This is a genomic window from Nocardioides sp. URHA0032 (assembly GCF_000620645.1).
Lineage (GTDB): Bacteria > Actinomycetota > Actinomycetes > Propionibacteriales > Nocardioidaceae > Nocardioides.
This window is the reverse complement of the sequence record NZ_JIAV01000014.1, coordinates 290,645-306,468: the sequence shown is the minus strand read 5'-3', so window position 1 is coordinate 306,468 and position 15,824 is coordinate 290,645. Positions and strand designations below refer to the sequence as shown.

Sequence of the window (15,824 nt, the reverse complement as noted above, 5' to 3'; positions counted from 1 at the left end):
TCACGAACGACTGCTGAGGACGATCTTGTTCGCCACACTCTCCGACCGGCTCGCCGACACCTTCAAGAACCTCCGGGGGAAGGGCCGGCTCTCCGAGGCCGACATCGACGCCACCGCGCGCGAGATCCGGATCGCGCTGCTCGAGGCGGACGTCGCGCTGCCCGTCGTCAAGGAGTTCGTCGGTGCGGTCAAGGAGCGCGCCCGCGGCGAGGAGGTCAGCCAGGCGCTGAACCCCGCCCAGCAGGTCGTCAAGATCGTCAACGAGGAGCTCGTCACGATCCTCGGTGGCGAGACGCGCCGGCTGCGGTACGCCAAGACCGGCCCGACCGTGATCATGCTCGCCGGCCTCCAGGGCGCCGGCAAGACGACGCTGGCCGCCAAGCTCGCGCTGTGGCTCAAGGAGCAGGGCCGCACGCCCCTGCTCGTGGCCGCCGACCTCCAGCGCCCCAACGCCGTCAACCAGCTCCAGGTCAACGGCGAGCGCGTCGGCGTACCGGTGTTCGCGCCGGAGCCGGGCAACGGCGTGGGTGACCCGGTCGCGGTGGCCCGCCAGTCCCTCGAGGAGGCCCGGCGCACCCTCCACGACACCGTCATCGTCGACACCGCGGGCCGCCTGGGCGTGGACGCGGAGATGATGAAGCAGGCCGCGGACATCCGCGATGCCGTGCAGCCCGACGAGATCCTGTTCGTGGTCGACGCGATGATCGGGCAGGACGCGGTCACGACCGCCCAGGCGTTCCTCGACGGGGTGGGGTACGACGGCGTCGTCCTCACCAAGCTCGACGGCGACGCCCGCGGTGGTGCGGCGCTCTCGATCGCCTCGATCACCGGCAAGCCGGTCATGTTCGCCTCGAACGGCGAGAAGCTGACCGACTTCGACCTGTTCCACCCCGACCGGATGGCCTCGCGGATCCTCGACATGGGCGACGTGATGACGCTCATCGAGCAGGCCGAGAAGGCGTTCGACTCCGAGCAGGCGGCCAAGGCCGCGGCGAAGCTGACCGGGCAGGGCGGCGAGTTCACCCTCGACGACTTCCTCGAGCAGATGCAGCAGGTCCGCAAGCTCGGCTCGATGTCGAAGATCATGGGGATGCTGCCCGGGATGGGCCAGTTCCGCGACCAGCTCGAGAACTTCGACGAGCGGGAGATCGACCGGATCCAGGCGATCATCCAGTCGATGACGCCGGCCGAGCGGGCCAACCCGAAGCTGATCGACGGCTCCCGGCGGGCCCGCATCGCCCGCGGCTCCGGCCGTCAGGTGTCTGACGTGAACCAGCTCGTCGACCGGTTCTTCGAGGCCCGGAAGATGATGATGTCCTTCGCCCAGGGCGGCGGGATCCCCGGCATGCCGGGCATTCCGGGGACGGGCAAGCGGGGCAAGGCCAAGCAGGCGCCCAAGAAGGGCAAGGGCAAGCGGGTCTCCGGCAACCCGGCGAAGGCCGCCCAGCAGGCCGCGGCGGACAAGGAGCGGGCGGATGCCGCCAAGGCGAACCCGTTCGGCAAGCCAGCCGGCGAGGAGGAGCTCGACTACGAGAAGGCCGCCGCGCAGCTGAACCTGCCGAAGGACTTCTCCAAGTTCCTGAAGTAGTGGCCACGACGCTCGTCGTCGACGGCGCCAACGTCGTCGGCAGCCGCCCGGACGGGTGGTGGAAGGACCGGGCCGGCGCGGCCCGGCGCCTGCACGAGCAGCTGCTCGTCGCCGACCTGCCGTACGACGAGGTCGTGCTGGTGCTCGAGGGGCAGGCGAAGGGCGGGGTCAGGGCCGGCCGCGACGGCCATGTCCGCACCGTGCACGCGCAGGGCGAGGGCGACGAGGCGATCGTCGAGCAGGCCCGGGTCGCTGCCGGGCAGGGGCGCACCGTCGTGGTCACCGCGGACCGGATGCTCCAGGCCCGGGTCGGGGGCGTGGGTGCCCAGGCGCTCAGCCCCTCCTGGCTCCTCGACCACCTCTAGACGCTGATCCGGGCGATGGCGAGCGACACGGCGCCGACCACCTCCGCCCGGTCCCCGAGCTCGCCCGGCACGATCCGGAGCACGGCGGCGGTGTCGGGCTGGGCGTACCGCTCGACCGAGGAGCGGATCCCGTCGTGGAGCGACGCCGACGCGCCGAGCGAGCCGCCCACGACCACCACCTCGGGGTTGAGGCTGTTGCACAGGTCGGCCAGCGCCCGGCCGACCGCCCGGCCGCCGTCCGAGAGCACCCTGCGCACCCCGGCGTCACCGGACTGCTCGAGCTCGAGCACCCGCTCGACGGACAGCTCCTCGTCGTACGCCGGCTGCAGCAGGGCCAGCAGGCGGGGCGCCGACACCAGGGTCTCGAGGCAGCCCCGGTTGCCGCACCGGCACACCTGGCCGTCCTCGCCGACCTGCACGTGCCCGAGCTCGCCGGCGATCCCGCTCGCGCCGCGGTGCAGCCGGCCGCCGAGGACGATGCCGGCGCCGAGGCCGCTCGCGACCTTCACGTAGACGACGTCGCTCGCGCCGCGGGCCGCGCCGTGGCCGAGCTCCGCCAGCGCACCGAGGTTCGCGTCGTTGTCGGCGAACACCGGCACGCCGAGCCGGCGGTGCAGCTCCTCGGCCGGCGAGATCTCCCGCCAGCCCGGCAGGATCCCGGTGCGCACGCGCGCGGACCTCCGGTCCAGCGGAGCCGGTACGCACATGCCGGCGGCGGCGAGATCGGACGCCGGCAGCCCGACCGCCTGCAGGCCCTGGCGGACCATCCGGGCCGCGCGGTCCAGCGCCGCGACCCCGTCCTCGTCGACGTCGACCGCCTCGCTCTGCTCGGTGAGCACGACGCCGCGCCGGTCGGCGACCGCGACCCGGACGTGCCGGTGCCCGATGTCGACCCCGGCGACGCCGCCGCCGGGCGACACGAGCGCGACGAGCAGCGGGGGCCGCCCGCTGCCGCCCTTGTGCGGCCGGCCGCGGTCGCTGGTCTCGACGACGTGACCGGCCGCGATCAGCTCGCCGACCAGGCTGGAGACCGTGGTGCGGGACAGCCCGGAGCCGCGTACCAGGTTCGCGCGGCTCATCGGTCCCTCCACCGCGAGGAGCGCCGTGATCGCGCGCCGGTTGCCGTCGCGGAGCCGTTCCAGGGAGCTCGAGTGCGGCATCCCGCGACGGTACGCCGATTCATCCGGACCTCGCACGGATGGGCGGCTCCGCCAGCGGCCTTTCCGCATGGACCCGGAGGATCCGCGATCGCACTCGACCGCGGACCTGTACGGGCTCGGGCTGCGGGCGCACCAGCACCCGGTAGCGTCCGGGGACATGCGCGCCCTGCGGTTCTCCGGTCCGGTCCTGCCCGACGGCGAGCCCCGCACGCTGTACGTCGCCGACGGCCACGTCACCTTCGACCACGTGCCCGGGGCCGAGGGTGGCGTCGACGGCTGGATCGTCCCGGGACTGGTCGACGCGCACTGCCACCTCGGCCTGGACGACGACGGCGCGGTCTCCGACCAGGCGACCGAGCAGCAGGCGATCGAGGACCGCGACGCCGGCGCGCTGCTGATCCGCGACTGCGGCTCCGCCGCCGACACGTCGTGGATCCACGATCGCGACGACCTGCCCCGGCTGATCCGGGCCGGCCGCCACATCGCCCGGACCAAGCGGTACATCCGCGGCTACGCGCACGAGGTCGAACCGGCCGAGCTCCCGGCGTACGTCGCCCGGGAGGCCGAGCGCGGCGACGGCTGGGTGAAGCTGGTCGGCGACTGGATCTCGCGCGAGGACGGGGACCTCCGGCCGTCGTTCCCGCCCGAGGCGTTCGCCGCGGCCATCCGGGTCGCGCACGAGCACGGGGCCCGGGTGACCGCCCACTGCTTCGGTCACGAGGTGCTGAGCGGGCTCATCGAGGCCGGCATCGACTGCATCGAGCACGGCACCGGCCTGCACCAGGACCAGGTCGAGGCGATGGTCGCGGGCGGGGTGGCGCTGGTGCCGACCGTCATGCAGACCGACAAGTTCCCCGAGCACGCGGCGTCGGCCGCGGGGAAGTTCCCCGACTACGGCCGCACCATGACCGACCTGTTCGTGAGCCGGCGCGACACGATCATGGCGGCGTACGAGGCCGGGGTGGCGTTGTACGCCGGCTCCGACGGCGGCGGCATCAGCCGGCACGGCAACATCGCCGGTGAGGTGGTCGCGATGGCGGCGTTCGGCATGCCGCCCGAGTACGCCCTCGGGGCTGCGTCGTGGCGCGCGCGGGAGTGGCTCGGGTGGAACGCCGGCCTCGAGGAGGGGGCGCCCGCGGACTTCGTCGTCTACGACGCCAACCCGCTCGAGGACCTCTCGGTGCTGATGCGCCCGTCGGCCGTCGTCCTGCGCGGTGCCGTCGTGGCGTAGCTGCACCGGACATCCCCAATCTGCACCATGCCGAGCCCCACCGGCCGGACGTAGCGTGACGTCGCTCACATCGTCTGCTTGAGAGTTGGTGGTTCTCGTGTGGCAGTCACGGCGGGCCCGGATCGCGAAGGCGGTCGGCCTGGCAGCAGTGGTGGCGCTGGTCGCCGCGCCCTTCGCGGGCGCGACGCCGCACCAGCGAAGCATCTCGCCCGACGGGCTGGGACCGGCGGCCGGCAAGCTCTCGTCGGCTCCGGTCACCCGCTACCTGATCGCGCATCCCGAAGCGGCGCCCGAAGGAGCCCGGCCACGGTACGAGGAGCTGCGCGCGCTGATCGAGCAGCACCGCGCGGCATCGACGAGCTCCGGTCCCGGGACCGGGCCGCTGTCGTCGGCCGTGTTCAACCACGACGACACGGGGCTGCCGCAGAACGAGGAGTCGATCGCTGCCTGCGGACACCACGGGCAGAACGTCCTGGGCGGTACCAACGACTACCGCGGACTGCTCGACCCGGAGGAGAACTTCACCGGCTGGCACTTCTCGACGAACGGCGGGTCGTCCGTGCGCAACGAGGGTCTCCTGCCGGCGATCGACTTCGGCGGCGGCACGATGGTCCCGTCCGGAGGCGACCCGGTCGACATCTCGACCCGCGACTGCACGTTCCTCGCCGTCGACCTCAACTACGACCCCGAGGACTTCTTCCCCAACGGCGTCGGGATCTACCGCTCGGACGCGGCCACGCTCGCCCGCTGCCCGGGTGGTACCGACCCGTCGTGCTGGCCCGACCGTGAGGTCGTGGCCCAGTCGACCGATCCGCACGTGCTGCTCGACAAGCCGTGGGCGTACACCGACGGCAAGTACGTGTGGGTGGTCTACAGCGAGTTCCGGTGCCCCGACGTCGGCTGCACCGGCGTGTACACCTCCAACAGCATCATGGCGGTCCGGTGCACCCTGGACCTCGCCTGCACCGACCCGATGCTGATCAGCGGTGACCAGCCCAGCATCCAGTTCGGCGACGTCACGATCGCGCCCGACGGGTCGACGTACATCACGTGGGAGCAGGACAACGACCTGGAGACCGGTTTCGAGCCCCCGGAGCACATGACGTTCTGGCTGCGGGTCGCACCGCCGGGCAGCACCACGTTCGGCCCGCCGCGCCAGGTGGCGGAGGAACCTCTCAACATCGGCATCGCACCGCTGCACGCCAACGACTTCCGGGTGGCGACGTATCCGAAGAGCGACGTGAAGGTCGTGAACGGGAAGACACGGGTGTTCGTGGTCTGGGACGGGTGCCGGGCACGGGCACTGGGTGACAGCGTCTGCGAGGAGCCCGCGATCCGGATGCGGTACTCCGACAACCAGGGCGTCAGCTGGAGCGGCACGAGGACGTTGTCCGCGGGCGGCGACAACTACTTCCCGACCATCTCGGCCAACGAGGGCGGGCGGAATCTCGCGGTCGCCTGGTACACCAGCCGCTTCGACCCGGTGTTCCACAACCGGCAGGACGTCGAGGTCACCGAGGTGACCCCGGAGGGCCGGGTCGTGGACCGGCAGCGCCTCACCCGTGTGTCGAACGAGACCGAGGCTGACCCCCTGCTCGGCGGGGCGTTCATCGGCGACTACTTCGAGGTGCTGGCCCGGCACGACGTGGCGCTCACGCACTTCAACGCCAACTACCGCTCGGTCAAGCTGCTCGGCGAGGGCTTCCCGATTCCCCAGCAGGACAACTTCCTGATCCGCTCGCACCTGTAGGACCCGCACGACCGCGACCCCGGTCCGGCGCCCGGCGGCGCCCGGCCGGGGTCGCGGACGGGCGGTGCGCCGAGGGCGACGAGCAGGTGCCGACGGCCCGGGCCCTCAGACGCCCTTCGGCCTCGGCTGCCTCGTGGACCAGAGGATGCCGTTGACGATGATGATCACCAGTCCGGCCAGCCCGAGGAGCGCGGGCACGAGGATCGCGATCAGCACGCCGGCCACGAGGCTGCCGATCCGGGGCATCGGCCCGATCAGCACGGAGCCGGGGGAGCTGCCGTCGGTCTGCACGCAGGTGATCACGACGTGCCCGGATCCCGGTGAGAAGCGCAGGAAGCCCTCGAAGTCTCCGTGGCTGTCGGAGCGGGAGAAGTCGCCGCTCACCCGGTGCAGCGGGATCGGCTCCCCGCTGTCGAGGTCGATGAGCCGGCAGCTCTGGGCGGTGGAGTCGGTCCAGAGCATCCGGTCCCGGTCGGTGCCGACCGTGACGTTGTGCGGCTGCCCGTCGGCGTCGACGATCGCGTCGAAGTCCAGGAACGCCGCCAGCAGCCAGACGAACACCCCGACCGCGATGCCGATGGCGAGGACGACCAGGCCACTGCCGAGCACGAACCACCAGCCGCTCGGGCGGTACTTCTGCGGCCGCGCCGGGTACGCCGCCGGGTAGCCTCCGGGCGGCGGCGGGGGTGGCGCAGCGCTGCTCACGGGCCCACTCTGCCCGATTTCGGTCTCGGCCGGGGAGTCTGGCAGACTTGGCCGCTGAGTCCTGCGCGCCCGGACCCTCTCATCCGGACGCCGCAGTGCCCATCGAAGGTCCCTGCCGGTGCTTTCCCCACCTGGTCAGGACACTTCACCCACACACGAGTTCGAGGAGACACCACAGACGTGGCCGTCAAGATCCGTTTGAAGCGCCTGGGCAAGGTCCGGGTGCCGCAGTACCGCATCGTCGTCGTCGACTCGCGCAAGAAGCGCGACGGCCGGGTGATCGAGGAGATCGGCAAGTACCACCCCAAGGAGGACCCGTCGTACATCGACGTCGTCTCCGAGCGGGCGCAGTACTGGCTGGGCGTCGGCGCACAGCCGTCCGACGCGGTCGCCAAGATCCTGACGATCACCGGTGACTGGCAGAAGTTCAAGGGCATGTCGGGCACCGAGGGCACCCTCAAGGTCGCCACTCCGAAGCCGGACAAGCTCGACCTCTTCAACCAGGCCCTCAAGGACGCGCAGAGCGAGCCCCGGGGCGAGGCCGTGACCAAGAAGGCCGCCGCGAAGAAGAAGGTCGAGGCGCCCGCCGAGGAGGCCCCCGCCGCCGAGGCTCCTGCTGAGACTCCTGTCGAGGAGACCGCTCCGGTTCCCGCCGACGAGACCCCCGAGGTCGCCGCCGAGCAGGCCGAGGCCGCGGAGACCGCTCAGGTCGACGCGGAGAAGACCGAGTCCTGAGCGCCATGCTCGCCGAGGCGCTCGAGCACCTGGTGCGCGGAGTCGTCGACCACCCCGATGACGTGAGCGTGCGCGACAAGCAGCTTCGTCGCGGCTCGATCCTCGAGGTCAGGGTCCACCCCGACGACCTCGGGAAGGTGATCGGTCGGAACGGTCGCACCGCGACCGCCTTCCGCACCGTGGTCTCCGCGCTCGCGGGCCGCGGCGGGGCGCGGGTCGACTTCGTCGACACCGACCGCCGCCGCTAGGTCTCGACACGCGTTCGCTCGTCCCTCGCGATCGCTGCTCGACCAACGACATCGTTGGTCGACCGGCCGCGAGGGACGAGCGGTGTGTCGAGACCTGCTGTCATTTCCGAGAGAGTGGGATCTGTGGAGACCATCGAGGTCCTCGTCGGGCGGATCGGCAAGCCGCACGGCATCCGCGGTGAGGTGACCGTCGACGTCCGCACCGACGAGCCCGACCGCCGGTTCGCGGCCGGATCGGTGCTCCGGGTGGAGGCTCCGCGGGGATCCCACTCGCCGCTGCGCACCCTCACCGTCGCGGCCGCGAAGTGGCACACGTCCACGCTGCTGGTCCGCTTCGAGGAGATCGGTGACCGGAACGCCGCCGAGGCGGCGCGCGGCATCCTGCTGCACGCGGACATCCCGGCCGACGCCGTGCCCGACGACCCCGACGAGTACTACGACCACCAGCTGCTCGGGCTCGCGGCGTACGACCTCGACGGCCGCGCCCTCGGCGCGGTCACCGGCCTCGTGCACGGCGGTGCACAGGACCTGCTCACGATCCGGACCCCGGACGGGCGGGACGCACTGGTGCCGTTCGTCAAGGCGCTGGTCCCCGAGGTCGACCTGCCCGGACGCCGGGTGGTCGTCGCGGACCGACCCGGGCTCGTGACGCCGCTGGAGGACGACGAGTGAGGATCGACGTCGTCACCATCTTCCCCGACTACCTGGCCCCGCTGGAGCTCTCGCTCGCGGGCAAGGCACGGGACAAGGGCCTGATCGACGTCCGCGTGCACGACCTCCGACAGTGGACCCACGACCGCCACCGCACCGTCGACGACACGCCGTACGGCGGGGGCGCCGGCATGGTGATGAAGCCCGAGCCGTGGGGCGAGGCGTTCGACGACCTGCTGCGGGACGCCCCCGAGGCCGTCACGGTGGTCTTCACGACCCCGTCCGGCCGGCCGTTCACCCAGGCCGTCGCCCGCGAGCTCGCGAGCCGGGAGCGGATCGTGTTCGCGTGCGGCCGCTACGAGGGCATCGACCAGCGGGTCCTCGACGACCTGGCCGCGCGTGCCGAGGTGCACGAGATCTCGCTCGGTGACTACGTGCTCAACGGGGGCGAGGTCGCCGCGCTGGCGATCACCGAGGCCGTGGTGCGGCTCGTGCCCGGCTTCATGGGCAACGCCGACTCGCTGGTCGAGGAGTCCCACGAGGACGGGCTGCTCGAGTACCCGGTCTACACGAAGCCCGCCTCCTGGCGCGGCCACGACGTGCCGCCCGTGCTGCTGTCCGGCGACCACGCCGCGATCGCGTCGTGGCGTCACGACCGGGCGGTCCGGCGTACGGCGGAGCGCCGACCCGACCTGCTGCCCGCCTCGAGCCTGCTGGACGACGTCGAGATCCGCCCGGTGCGGCCGTCCGACGTAGGGGAGCTGTACGTGCTCCAGCTCGCCTGCTGGGTGCAGGAGCAGCACGACAACCCCGGGATACGGATCCCCGCGCTGCACGAGACGTACGACGACGCCCGCGCCTGGGCAGCGCGCGACACGGTGCTCGTGGCCCGGTCCGCCGGCCGGCTGGTCGGCGCGGTGCGCGCGTCGCTGGACGGCGAGTCGTGGGAGGTCGGCCGGCTGATGGTCGCTCCCGACCTGGCCGGGCGCGGCCTGGGACGCACGCTGCTCGAGCGGATCGAGGCGCTGGCGCCGGAGCAGGCGACGACGTACGCCCTGTTCACCGGCGCGGGGAGCGCGCGCAACCAGCGGATGTACAAGAGGGCCGGCTACCGGCTGCGCGGCGAGATCGCGCCGGGCACCGTGCGGATGACCAAGCAGATTCGTCGGCCCTGACCCCGCTGTGGCAGACTTGACCCTCGGCCCAGCCGGCCAAACAAGGGTCGTCCCGAGGACGCGTCCGAAGGGGACCCGCACCGCTTCCTGCCACAGGGGGAACGCGGCGCCGCCGGCCACACCAGCTGGGCCCACAACCGAACGCACCAGTTCCTGCAGCGCGGCTGACCTGTGGCACTCGCGAGGAGAGACAATGAGCAACGTCATTGCCGAGCTCGGCAACGCCATCAAGCGCGACGACGTCCCCGCCTTCCGCGCCGGCGACACCGTCAAGGTCCACGTCAAGGTCGTCGAGGGCAACCGCTCCCGCATCCAGGTCTTCCAGGGCGTCGTGATCCGCGTCCAGGGCTCCGGCATCGGCCGCAGCTTCACGGTCCGCAAGGTCTCCTTCGGTGTCGGCGTCGAGCGGACCTTCCCGCTGAACTCCCCGATCTTCGAGGAGATCGAGGTCGTGACCCGCGGCGACGTCCGCCGGGCGAAGCTCTACTACCTGCGCAACCTCCGCGGCAAGAAGGCCAAGATCAAGGAGCGCCGGGAGGCCTGAGGGCCTTTCTCAGCCTTCGTGGTTAGCCTCTGCCCGTGACTTCCGACGACCGCGACCCGACCACCGTCGCTGAACCCGACGAGCCGGTGTCGCGGTCGTCGTCCGTCTCTGCCGGGAAGCCCAAGAAGCACCTGCCGGTCTGGCAGGAGACGATCCTGCTGCTCGGGATCGCGCTGGTGCTCGCCATCGTCATCAAGGCGCTGTTCGTCCAGGCGTTCTACATCCCGTCGCAGTCGATGGAGCCGGGGCTGGTCAAGAACGACCGGATCCTGGTCCAGAAGATGTCGTACTGGTTCGGCGGCGGCCCCGAGCGCGGTGACGTCGTGGTCTTCAAGGACCCGGGTGGCTGGCTCGACGCCGAGGAGTCGGCGGGTCCGACGAACGGCGTCGCGAAGCTGATGTCCAAGGTGGGGCTCTACCCCTCGGGCGGCCACCTGGTGAAGCGGGTCATCGGCGTCGCCGGCGACACCATCAAGTGCTGCGACAGCCAGGGCCGGCTGATGGTCAACGGACAGCCGCTCGACGAGAAGGACTACGCCCGCCTCGGCGGCGCGGACTGCTACGGCCCGATGCCCTCCGGCACCTCGCACTGCTCCTGGCAGGTCGGTCCCGTGCCGGCCGGTCACGTGTTCGTGATGGGGGACAACCGCAACAACTCCGCGGACTCGACGGTCCACATGTGCCTGAAGACCGACCGCGACTGCACGAAGAACCCGTACGTCGACGTCGACGACGTGGTCGGCAAGGTGTTCGTGCTGCTCTGGCCCAGCGACCACTTCACGTTCCTGCACCGTCCGGACACCTTCGCGGACGTGCCGGACGCGTCCTGAGGCGATCGCCGTGAGTGTGCTGCCCCGCGGGTCCACGGTCCGGAAGGACGCCGGCCTCTACGGCTACGAGCGAGCGCTCCGGCGGCACGGGATCGAGCCGATCGCCGGGGTCGACGAGGCCGGCCGCGGCGCGTGTGCCGGACCACTGGTCGCGGGCGCGGCGATCCTGCCGCCCGGCAAGGCCGGGATCGTCCCCGGCCTGGCCGACTCCAAGCTGCTCACCGAGCGGGCCCGCGAGCGCTGCTACGAGCAGGTCGTGAAGCGCGCGGTGGCCTGGTCGGTGGTGGTCATCTCGCACGAGGAATGCGACCGGCTCGGCATGCACGTTGCGAACGTCGAGGCGCTGCGCCGGGCCGTCGCGCTGCTCGAGCTGCCGCCGGCGTACGTCCTCACCGACGGGTTCCCGGTGGACGGCCTCGGCGTGCCCGGGCTCGCGGTCTGGAAGGGCGACCGGGTGGCGGCCTGCATCTCGGCCGCCTCGGTGCTCGCGAAGGTCACCCGCGACCGGATCATGACCGAGCTCGACGCCGAGTGGCCGGCGTACGACTTCAAGACCCACAAGGGCTACATCACCGACGACCACGCGGCCGCACTCACCGAGCACGGGCCGTCGCCGGTGCACCGGATGCGGTTCGTGAACGTTCGCCGTGCGGCGGGCCTCGAACCGCTGCAGCCGGATATAGAGTCAACATCGTGAACACCCCACGAAAGCGCACGATGGGGGCGCTGCGCGCGGAGGCACGCTTCCGCGGGGACCCCGAACGAGCATGAGCGCCGAGGACCTCGAGAAGTACGAGACCGAGATGGAGCTGACGCTCTACCGGGAGTACCGGGACGTCGTCGGGATCTTCAAGTACGTCGTGGAGACCGACCGCCGCTTCTACCTCTGCAACCAGGTCGACGTGAAGGCCCGCACCGAGGCCGGCGACGTGTTCTTCGAGGTGTCCATGACCGACGCCTGGGTGTGGGACATGTACCGCCCGGCCCGGTTCGCCAAGAACGTCAAGGTCCTCACGTTCAAGGACGTGAACGTCGAGGAGCTCAGCCCCGCGGAGATCGACCCGCCCAAGGCCTGACCGCGCGACCGGACCCCGCGGCCTGGACCAGACCAGCGCGTCAGCCCGGCCCCGGCAGGGTATGACGTTGCCATGTGGGGTGGGGTGACCCGGCGCACTCGCAGAGGGGAGCGGGGCGCCGCGGCAGTGGAGTTCGCGCTCGTCGTACCGTTCCTGCTGCTGATCCTGTTCGGGATCATCAGCTACGGCTACCTGCTCAGCTTCCGCCAGGCGCTGAGCCAGGGCGCGGCCGAGGGCGCGCGCGCGGCGGCCGTGTCGGTCGCCGACGACGACGCGAGCCGGACCGCGGCTGCCCTCGCGTCGCTGAACGACAGCCTCGACCTGTACGGCGTCTCCTGCTCGGCCGGCAGCCTGCTCAAGGGCGCCACGACCGTGGGGACCTGCTCGCTGACGATCGCCGCGTGCGCGAACGACGCGACCGCGGACTGTGCGACCGTCGACGTGGACTACGCGTACGCCGACCACCCGCTGCTGCCGGACTTCCCGTTCGTGCCGCTGCCCGACTCGCTGCACTACTCGGCCGTCGCGCGGGTGAGCTAGTGCGCAGCCGGGACGAGCGCGGCGCGGTGGTGCCCATCGTCGCGGTCATGCTGACCGTGCTGGTGGCGATGACCGCGTTCACCGTCGACATCGGACTCCAGCGCGTGGCGCGCACGGACATGCAGTCGGTGGCCGACGTGGTCGCTCTCGACCTGTCCCGCGAGCTCGACGGCCGCGCCGCGTCGGCCATCTCGCCGACGCTGCAGGCGGCCGCCGACCGGGCACTCGCGCGCAACCCCGACGCGATGGGCGACGACGTCGCGGTCACCCCGGAGCTGGGGACCCTCGACGCGGACGGGGTGTTCAGCACGGTCAGCGACACGACCGTGCCCGACGCCGTACGCGTGACGGCCGCGACGAGCGTCGCGTTCCACTTCACCTCGGGCAGCGGCGGCGCGAGCCGCACGGCGGTCGCCGTCGCGCGGGCCCAGGGTTGCTACAAGCTCGGGTCGTGGGGCGCCCGGCTCTCCACCTCCGCGAACGCGAACCTGCTGTACCGCGCCCTCGCTGCCCACGGCATCGGAGCCTCGGTCGGCGCGGCGACGTACCAGGGCCTGGTCGGTGCCCACGTGGACGCCGCGGACCTCGCGACCGCGCTGGGGCTGGCGTCACCGGAGGCCCTGGGCACCGCGTCCGTGACGCTGTCGGCACTGCTCACGGCGACGGCGCAGGTGATCGGCACGAACGGCGCGAGCTCGGGCCAGATCGCTGCGCTGAACACGATCAAGGCCGATCTCGGCACCCTCGGCAGCAAGCCGGTCGGCCTCGCCAACCTCTTCTCGGTCGCGTCGGGGGCCGGCTCCGGGCTCTCGGCCGCCCTCGACCTCGCGGACCTGGTCGTGGGCGGGATCCTGGTCGCCGACGGGAACTCGGCCGTCACGGTCGACCTCGGCTCCGGCCTCCCGGGAGTCGGATCGTTCACGTCGTCCGTCGGGCTGATCCAGGCCGCGCGCACGGCCTGCGGGTTCGTCGGCTCGACGCCGAACTCCAGCAACCAGGCGTCGGTCTCGTCGAGCACGACCCTCACCTCGAACCAGACCGTCGCGAGCTCGCTGATCAGTGGCATCACCAACCTGCTGGGTGTCTCGGTGAGCTCGCCCACGGGGTCGCCGACCACGCTGACGGTCACGACGGCGTCGGCGACCTCCACGCTCGACGCGATCTCGTGCAACGCGTCCAGCAAGTCGGCGACGGTCGACACGACCGGCGGGCTGCTCTCCGCCCAGCTGGTGGTCCCGGTCCGGGTCAAGGTGACGGTGGTGCTGGGGTCGGTCGACGTGGACGGGACGATCCGCGCGACGCTCACCCCGTCGGGGACGCCGGGCAACGTGACGATCACCGTGCCGTCGCAGGCCTACGACACGGCGTACTCGAACGGCGGCTCGCGGGCCCAGCTGTCCCCGGTCACCGTCGACACCCCGACGGCCGGTGTGAGCGCCGGTCTCGTGACGCTCACGCTCGCCCAGGTCAAGACCGTCCTGAACGCCGTGGCGTCCTCGATCGTGCAGCCGCTGGCCACCGCCCTGAACGCGAACGTCATCGGACCGCTCTCCGACCTCGCCGGGCTGCGCACCTCGGGCGCCGACGTCCTGCTGCTCGACCACCCCAGCTGCACCACGCCTGCGCTGCGCGGCTGACCGGCCTACGGAGCCAGCTGGCCTTCGTGGAGCCGCTCGATGGCGGCGTCGATCCTTTCGGCGTGCTCGTACCTCCAGGCCTCGCTGGCGGCGAGGTCGTGGGTGCCGGTGGGATCGACGAGACGGGTCAGGCCATGGGGGCTGGTCCAGACGTAGCTGCCGTCATCCAGCTGTCTGGCGCGATAGCGACGGTGCGTCTTCGCCCGATGGTGACCGCGGGACAGGGGAGCGTCGTTGTGGTCCCCGGTCTGGCCGGGCGGCCCGGTGGGGTCGTAGGCGACGGGGTGGTCGTCGTCGAAGCGACCGGTGATCGTCGAGGTGTTGGTGGCGTGGGGGAAGACGTCGCCGCCGCATCGCAGCCGCGTGCGTTCGCGGACCGCGGTGGGGAACTCGTACGCGTCGACGCGCGTGTGCTCGTCCAGGTCGATGACCGGCTTGACGGTGACCCGGGCGTGGCCGAGGAGCCGGACGATCTGCTCGAGGATCATCGGCCCGTGGTGCTCGACCCGGGCGACCCCGTCGGTGGTCCCGGTGACCGCGCTCTCGTGCAGGTGCAGGTAGATCACGGCTCGCTGACGGCCCGTCTGCCGGGAGTTCCGACCCGTGGTCTCGCCGTCGCCCGGCTGTGCGGCAGCGCTGAGCAGGGCCTGGAGGTCCTCGGGGCGGGCGAGCCAGCCGAAGGCGAGCGCACGCAGCTCGTGGTGGGTGAGGTCGTCGAGCTCGGCCGGCAGGTCGCGGTGGTGGGCGCGCAGCAGGTCGGGCCGGGCGCGGAAGACGTCGACGACCTGCTCCAGCAGCACGTCGACGCCGGCGGCGTCAGCGGGATCCGTGCGGGCGAAGACGTCGCGGTTGCCGGTCTCGGCGTTGGTCTCGCCGACCCACACGCCGCGTGCGCGGCGGGCCTCCTCGAGGCGGGCGGCGTGCGCCGCCGTGTCGGCCTCGATCACCTTGGCCTCGGCGAGGGCGAGCACCCGGCCCGGGGAGCACCCGCCGATGGCGTCGGCAACGGCCGTGTCGACCAGGGCCGCCCGGTCGCGGTCCAGACGGCGGGTCATCCGGGCGACCTTGCCCGCCACCCACGGCTCGCAGGACAGCCCCTGCACCTGGGCCCAGGTGCGGGGCAGGCGGTGCCGCAGGTCCAGGGCGTCGGCCATCGTCGAGCGCGCCGCCAGGGAGTGGCAGCGCCGGGCGATGGCGAGCTCGTGGACACAGAGGTCGCGCACCGGCGGAGTCCCCTCGCCGCCGATCTCGACCAGCCGGTCGCCGCCGTAGCGGACGGGGATCGCACCGGGCTCCGCCTGGGGATCGCTGCCGTGGAGGTCCGCCCAGCGCAGCGCCAGCAGCAGGTCCTTCACGTCGGCGGCCCGCCTCTCCATCACCGCGGCCTCGGCGGCGGCCAGCGTGGCAGCCGGGTCGAGGTCGTCGGTGACGAGTGGCTCCATGCTCCGATTCTAGTCGAACATCTGTTCGATTGCCATGCGTTGATGAGGTTTCTCGGGGCGAGTCGCAGCCCTTGCACCGCTTTCCGTCCACAGGATCGGCTCCGTACGGCCAGCTCCACAGGCTCGCCCGTCCGTGCCGCCACCCGT

The 15,824-nt window shown here is 71.9% G+C and carries 16 protein-coding genes and 1 pseudogene; 14 read left to right on the top strand and 3 right to left on the bottom strand.

From position 1 onward, the window contains the following. Nucleotides 1-25 precede the first annotated feature (25 nt). Both ffh and N538_RS0103515 read left to right on the top strand, forming a co-directional pair. Nucleotides 26-1,588 (top strand): signal recognition particle protein, encoded by a 1,563-nt coding sequence (ffh, locus tag N538_RS0103520; RefSeq protein WP_028636147.1) that lies wholly within the window; start codon nt 26-28, stop codon nt 1,586-1,588. Next, entirely contained in the window at nt 1,588-1,953 is a 366-nt protein-coding gene (locus tag N538_RS0103515; RefSeq protein ID WP_028636146.1) for an NYN domain-containing protein, read from the top strand. Before ffh ends, N538_RS0103515 begins: the two co-directional genes overlap by 1 nt. Here N538_RS0103515 and N538_RS0103510 read toward each other — a convergent pair. Then, nucleotides 1,950-3,113 (bottom strand): ROK family transcriptional regulator, encoded by a 1,164-nt coding sequence (locus N538_RS0103510; RefSeq protein ID WP_028636145.1) that lies wholly within the window; start codon nt 3,111-3,113, stop codon nt 1,950-1,952. The two genes, N538_RS0103515 and N538_RS0103510, sit on opposite strands and share 4 nt — an antisense overlap. 67 nt (nt 3,114-3,180) lie before the next feature. On the opposite strand from N538_RS0103510, the gene N538_RS0103505 reads away from it, so the two are divergent. Next, entirely contained in the window at nt 3,181-4,344 is a 1,164-nt protein-coding gene (locus tag N538_RS0103505; protein ID WP_331279512.1) for an amidohydrolase family protein, read from the top strand. Nucleotides 4,345-4,441: 97 nt separating this feature from the next. Further along, on the top strand, nt 4,442-6,094 hold the full coding sequence (locus N538_RS0103500; protein ID WP_155991946.1) for a hypothetical protein: 1,653 nt from the start codon (nt 4,442-4,444) through the stop codon (nt 6,092-6,094). 105 nt (nt 6,095-6,199) lie between these two features. Here N538_RS0103500 and N538_RS0103495 read toward each other — a convergent pair whose 3' ends face one another. Continuing rightward, the gene (locus N538_RS0103495; protein ID WP_028636142.1) at nt 6,200-6,799 is read right to left on the bottom strand and encodes a hypothetical protein; all 600 of its coding nucleotides are present in this window, start codon (nt 6,797-6,799) and stop codon (nt 6,200-6,202) included. Between the two features lie 180 nt (nt 6,800-6,979). On the opposite strand from N538_RS0103495, the pseudogene rpsP reads away from it, so the two are divergent. The 10 genes and pseudogenes from rpsP to N538_RS0103445 form a co-directional block, all read left to right on the top strand. After that, a pseudogene (gene rpsP / locus N538_RS0103490) lies at nt 6,980-7,417 on the top strand (30S ribosomal protein S16); the annotation flags it as partial. A 122-nt stretch (nt 7,418-7,539) separates the two neighbouring features. Continuing rightward, nucleotides 7,540-7,782: an RNA-binding protein gene (locus tag N538_RS0103485; RefSeq protein ID WP_028636140.1), complete on the top strand. Its 243-nt coding sequence runs from the start codon at nt 7,540-7,542 to the stop codon at nt 7,780-7,782. A 123-nt stretch (nt 7,783-7,905) separates the two neighbouring features. Next, complete coding sequence (rimM, locus tag N538_RS0103480; RefSeq protein ID WP_197025224.1) at nt 7,906-8,454, top strand: ribosome maturation factor RimM; 549 nt, start codon at nt 7,906-7,908, stop codon at nt 8,452-8,454. Beyond that, nucleotides 8,451-9,608: a tRNA (guanosine(37)-N1)-methyltransferase TrmD gene (gene trmD, locus N538_RS0103475; protein ID WP_028636138.1), complete on the top strand. Its 1,158-nt coding sequence runs from the start codon at nt 8,451-8,453 to the stop codon at nt 9,606-9,608. Before rimM ends, trmD begins: the two co-directional genes overlap by 4 nt. A gap of 193 nt (nt 9,609-9,801) precedes the next feature. Further along, nucleotides 9,802-10,152 carry a 50S ribosomal protein L19 gene (rplS, locus tag N538_RS0103470; RefSeq protein WP_028636137.1) on the top strand — a complete coding sequence of 117 codons (351 nt, stop codon included), beginning with the start codon at nt 9,802-9,804 and terminating at the stop codon, nt 10,150-10,152. Between the two features lie 35 nt (nt 10,153-10,187). Beyond that, nucleotides 10,188-10,982: a signal peptidase I gene (gene lepB, locus N538_RS0103465; protein ID WP_028636136.1), complete on the top strand. Its 795-nt coding sequence runs from the start codon at nt 10,188-10,190 to the stop codon at nt 10,980-10,982. Between the two features lie 10 nt (nt 10,983-10,992). Beyond that, nucleotides 10,993-11,679 (top strand): ribonuclease HII, encoded by a 687-nt coding sequence (locus N538_RS0103460; protein WP_028636135.1) that lies wholly within the window; start codon nt 10,993-10,995, stop codon nt 11,677-11,679. A 70-nt stretch (nt 11,680-11,749) separates the two neighbouring features. Continuing rightward, complete coding sequence (locus N538_RS0103455; protein WP_028636134.1) at nt 11,750-12,058, top strand: DUF2469 domain-containing protein; 309 nt, start codon at nt 11,750-11,752, stop codon at nt 12,056-12,058. Nucleotides 12,059-12,142: 84 nt separating this feature from the next. After that, a complete protein-coding gene (locus N538_RS0103450; RefSeq protein ID WP_197025223.1) occupies nt 12,143-12,598 on the top strand; it encodes a TadE family protein in 456 nt (151 codons plus the stop codon). After that, nucleotides 12,598-14,235 carry a pilus assembly protein TadG-related protein gene (locus N538_RS0103445; RefSeq protein WP_028636132.1) on the top strand — a complete coding sequence of 546 codons (1,638 nt, stop codon included), beginning with the start codon at nt 12,598-12,600 and terminating at the stop codon, nt 14,233-14,235. The genes N538_RS0103450 and N538_RS0103445 overlap by 1 nt, the downstream gene beginning before the upstream one ends. Nucleotides 14,236-14,240: 5 nt before the next feature. Here N538_RS0103445 and N538_RS0103440 read toward each other — a convergent pair whose 3' ends face one another. Continuing rightward, on the bottom strand, nt 14,241-15,677 hold the full coding sequence (locus N538_RS0103440; protein WP_028636131.1) for a hypothetical protein: 1,437 nt from the start codon (nt 15,675-15,677) through the stop codon (nt 14,241-14,243). Nucleotides 15,678-15,824 lie beyond the last annotated feature (147 nt).

Bases quoted from the DNA above. Each gene is read 5' to 3' on its own strand.
- N538_RS0103510 (WP_028636145.1), bottom strand. From the start codon at position 3,113: ATGCCGCACTCGAGCTCCCTGGAACGGCTCCGCGACGGCAACCGGCGC.
- N538_RS0103505 (WP_331279512.1), top strand. From the start codon at position 3,181: ATGGACCCGGAGGATCCGCGATCGCACTCGACCGCGGACCTGTACGGG.
- N538_RS0103485 (WP_028636140.1), top strand. From the start codon at position 7,540: ATGCTCGCCGAGGCGCTCGAGCACCTGGTGCGCGGAGTCGTCGACCAC.
- rplS (WP_028636137.1), top strand. From the start codon at position 9,802: ATGAGCAACGTCATTGCCGAGCTCGGCAACGCCATCAAGCGCGACGAC.
- N538_RS0103455 (WP_028636134.1), top strand. From the start codon at position 11,750: ATGAGCGCCGAGGACCTCGAGAAGTACGAGACCGAGATGGAGCTGACG.
- N538_RS0103440 (WP_028636131.1), bottom strand. From the start codon at position 15,677: ATGGAGCCACTCGTCACCGACGACCTCGACCCGGCTGCCACGCTGGCC.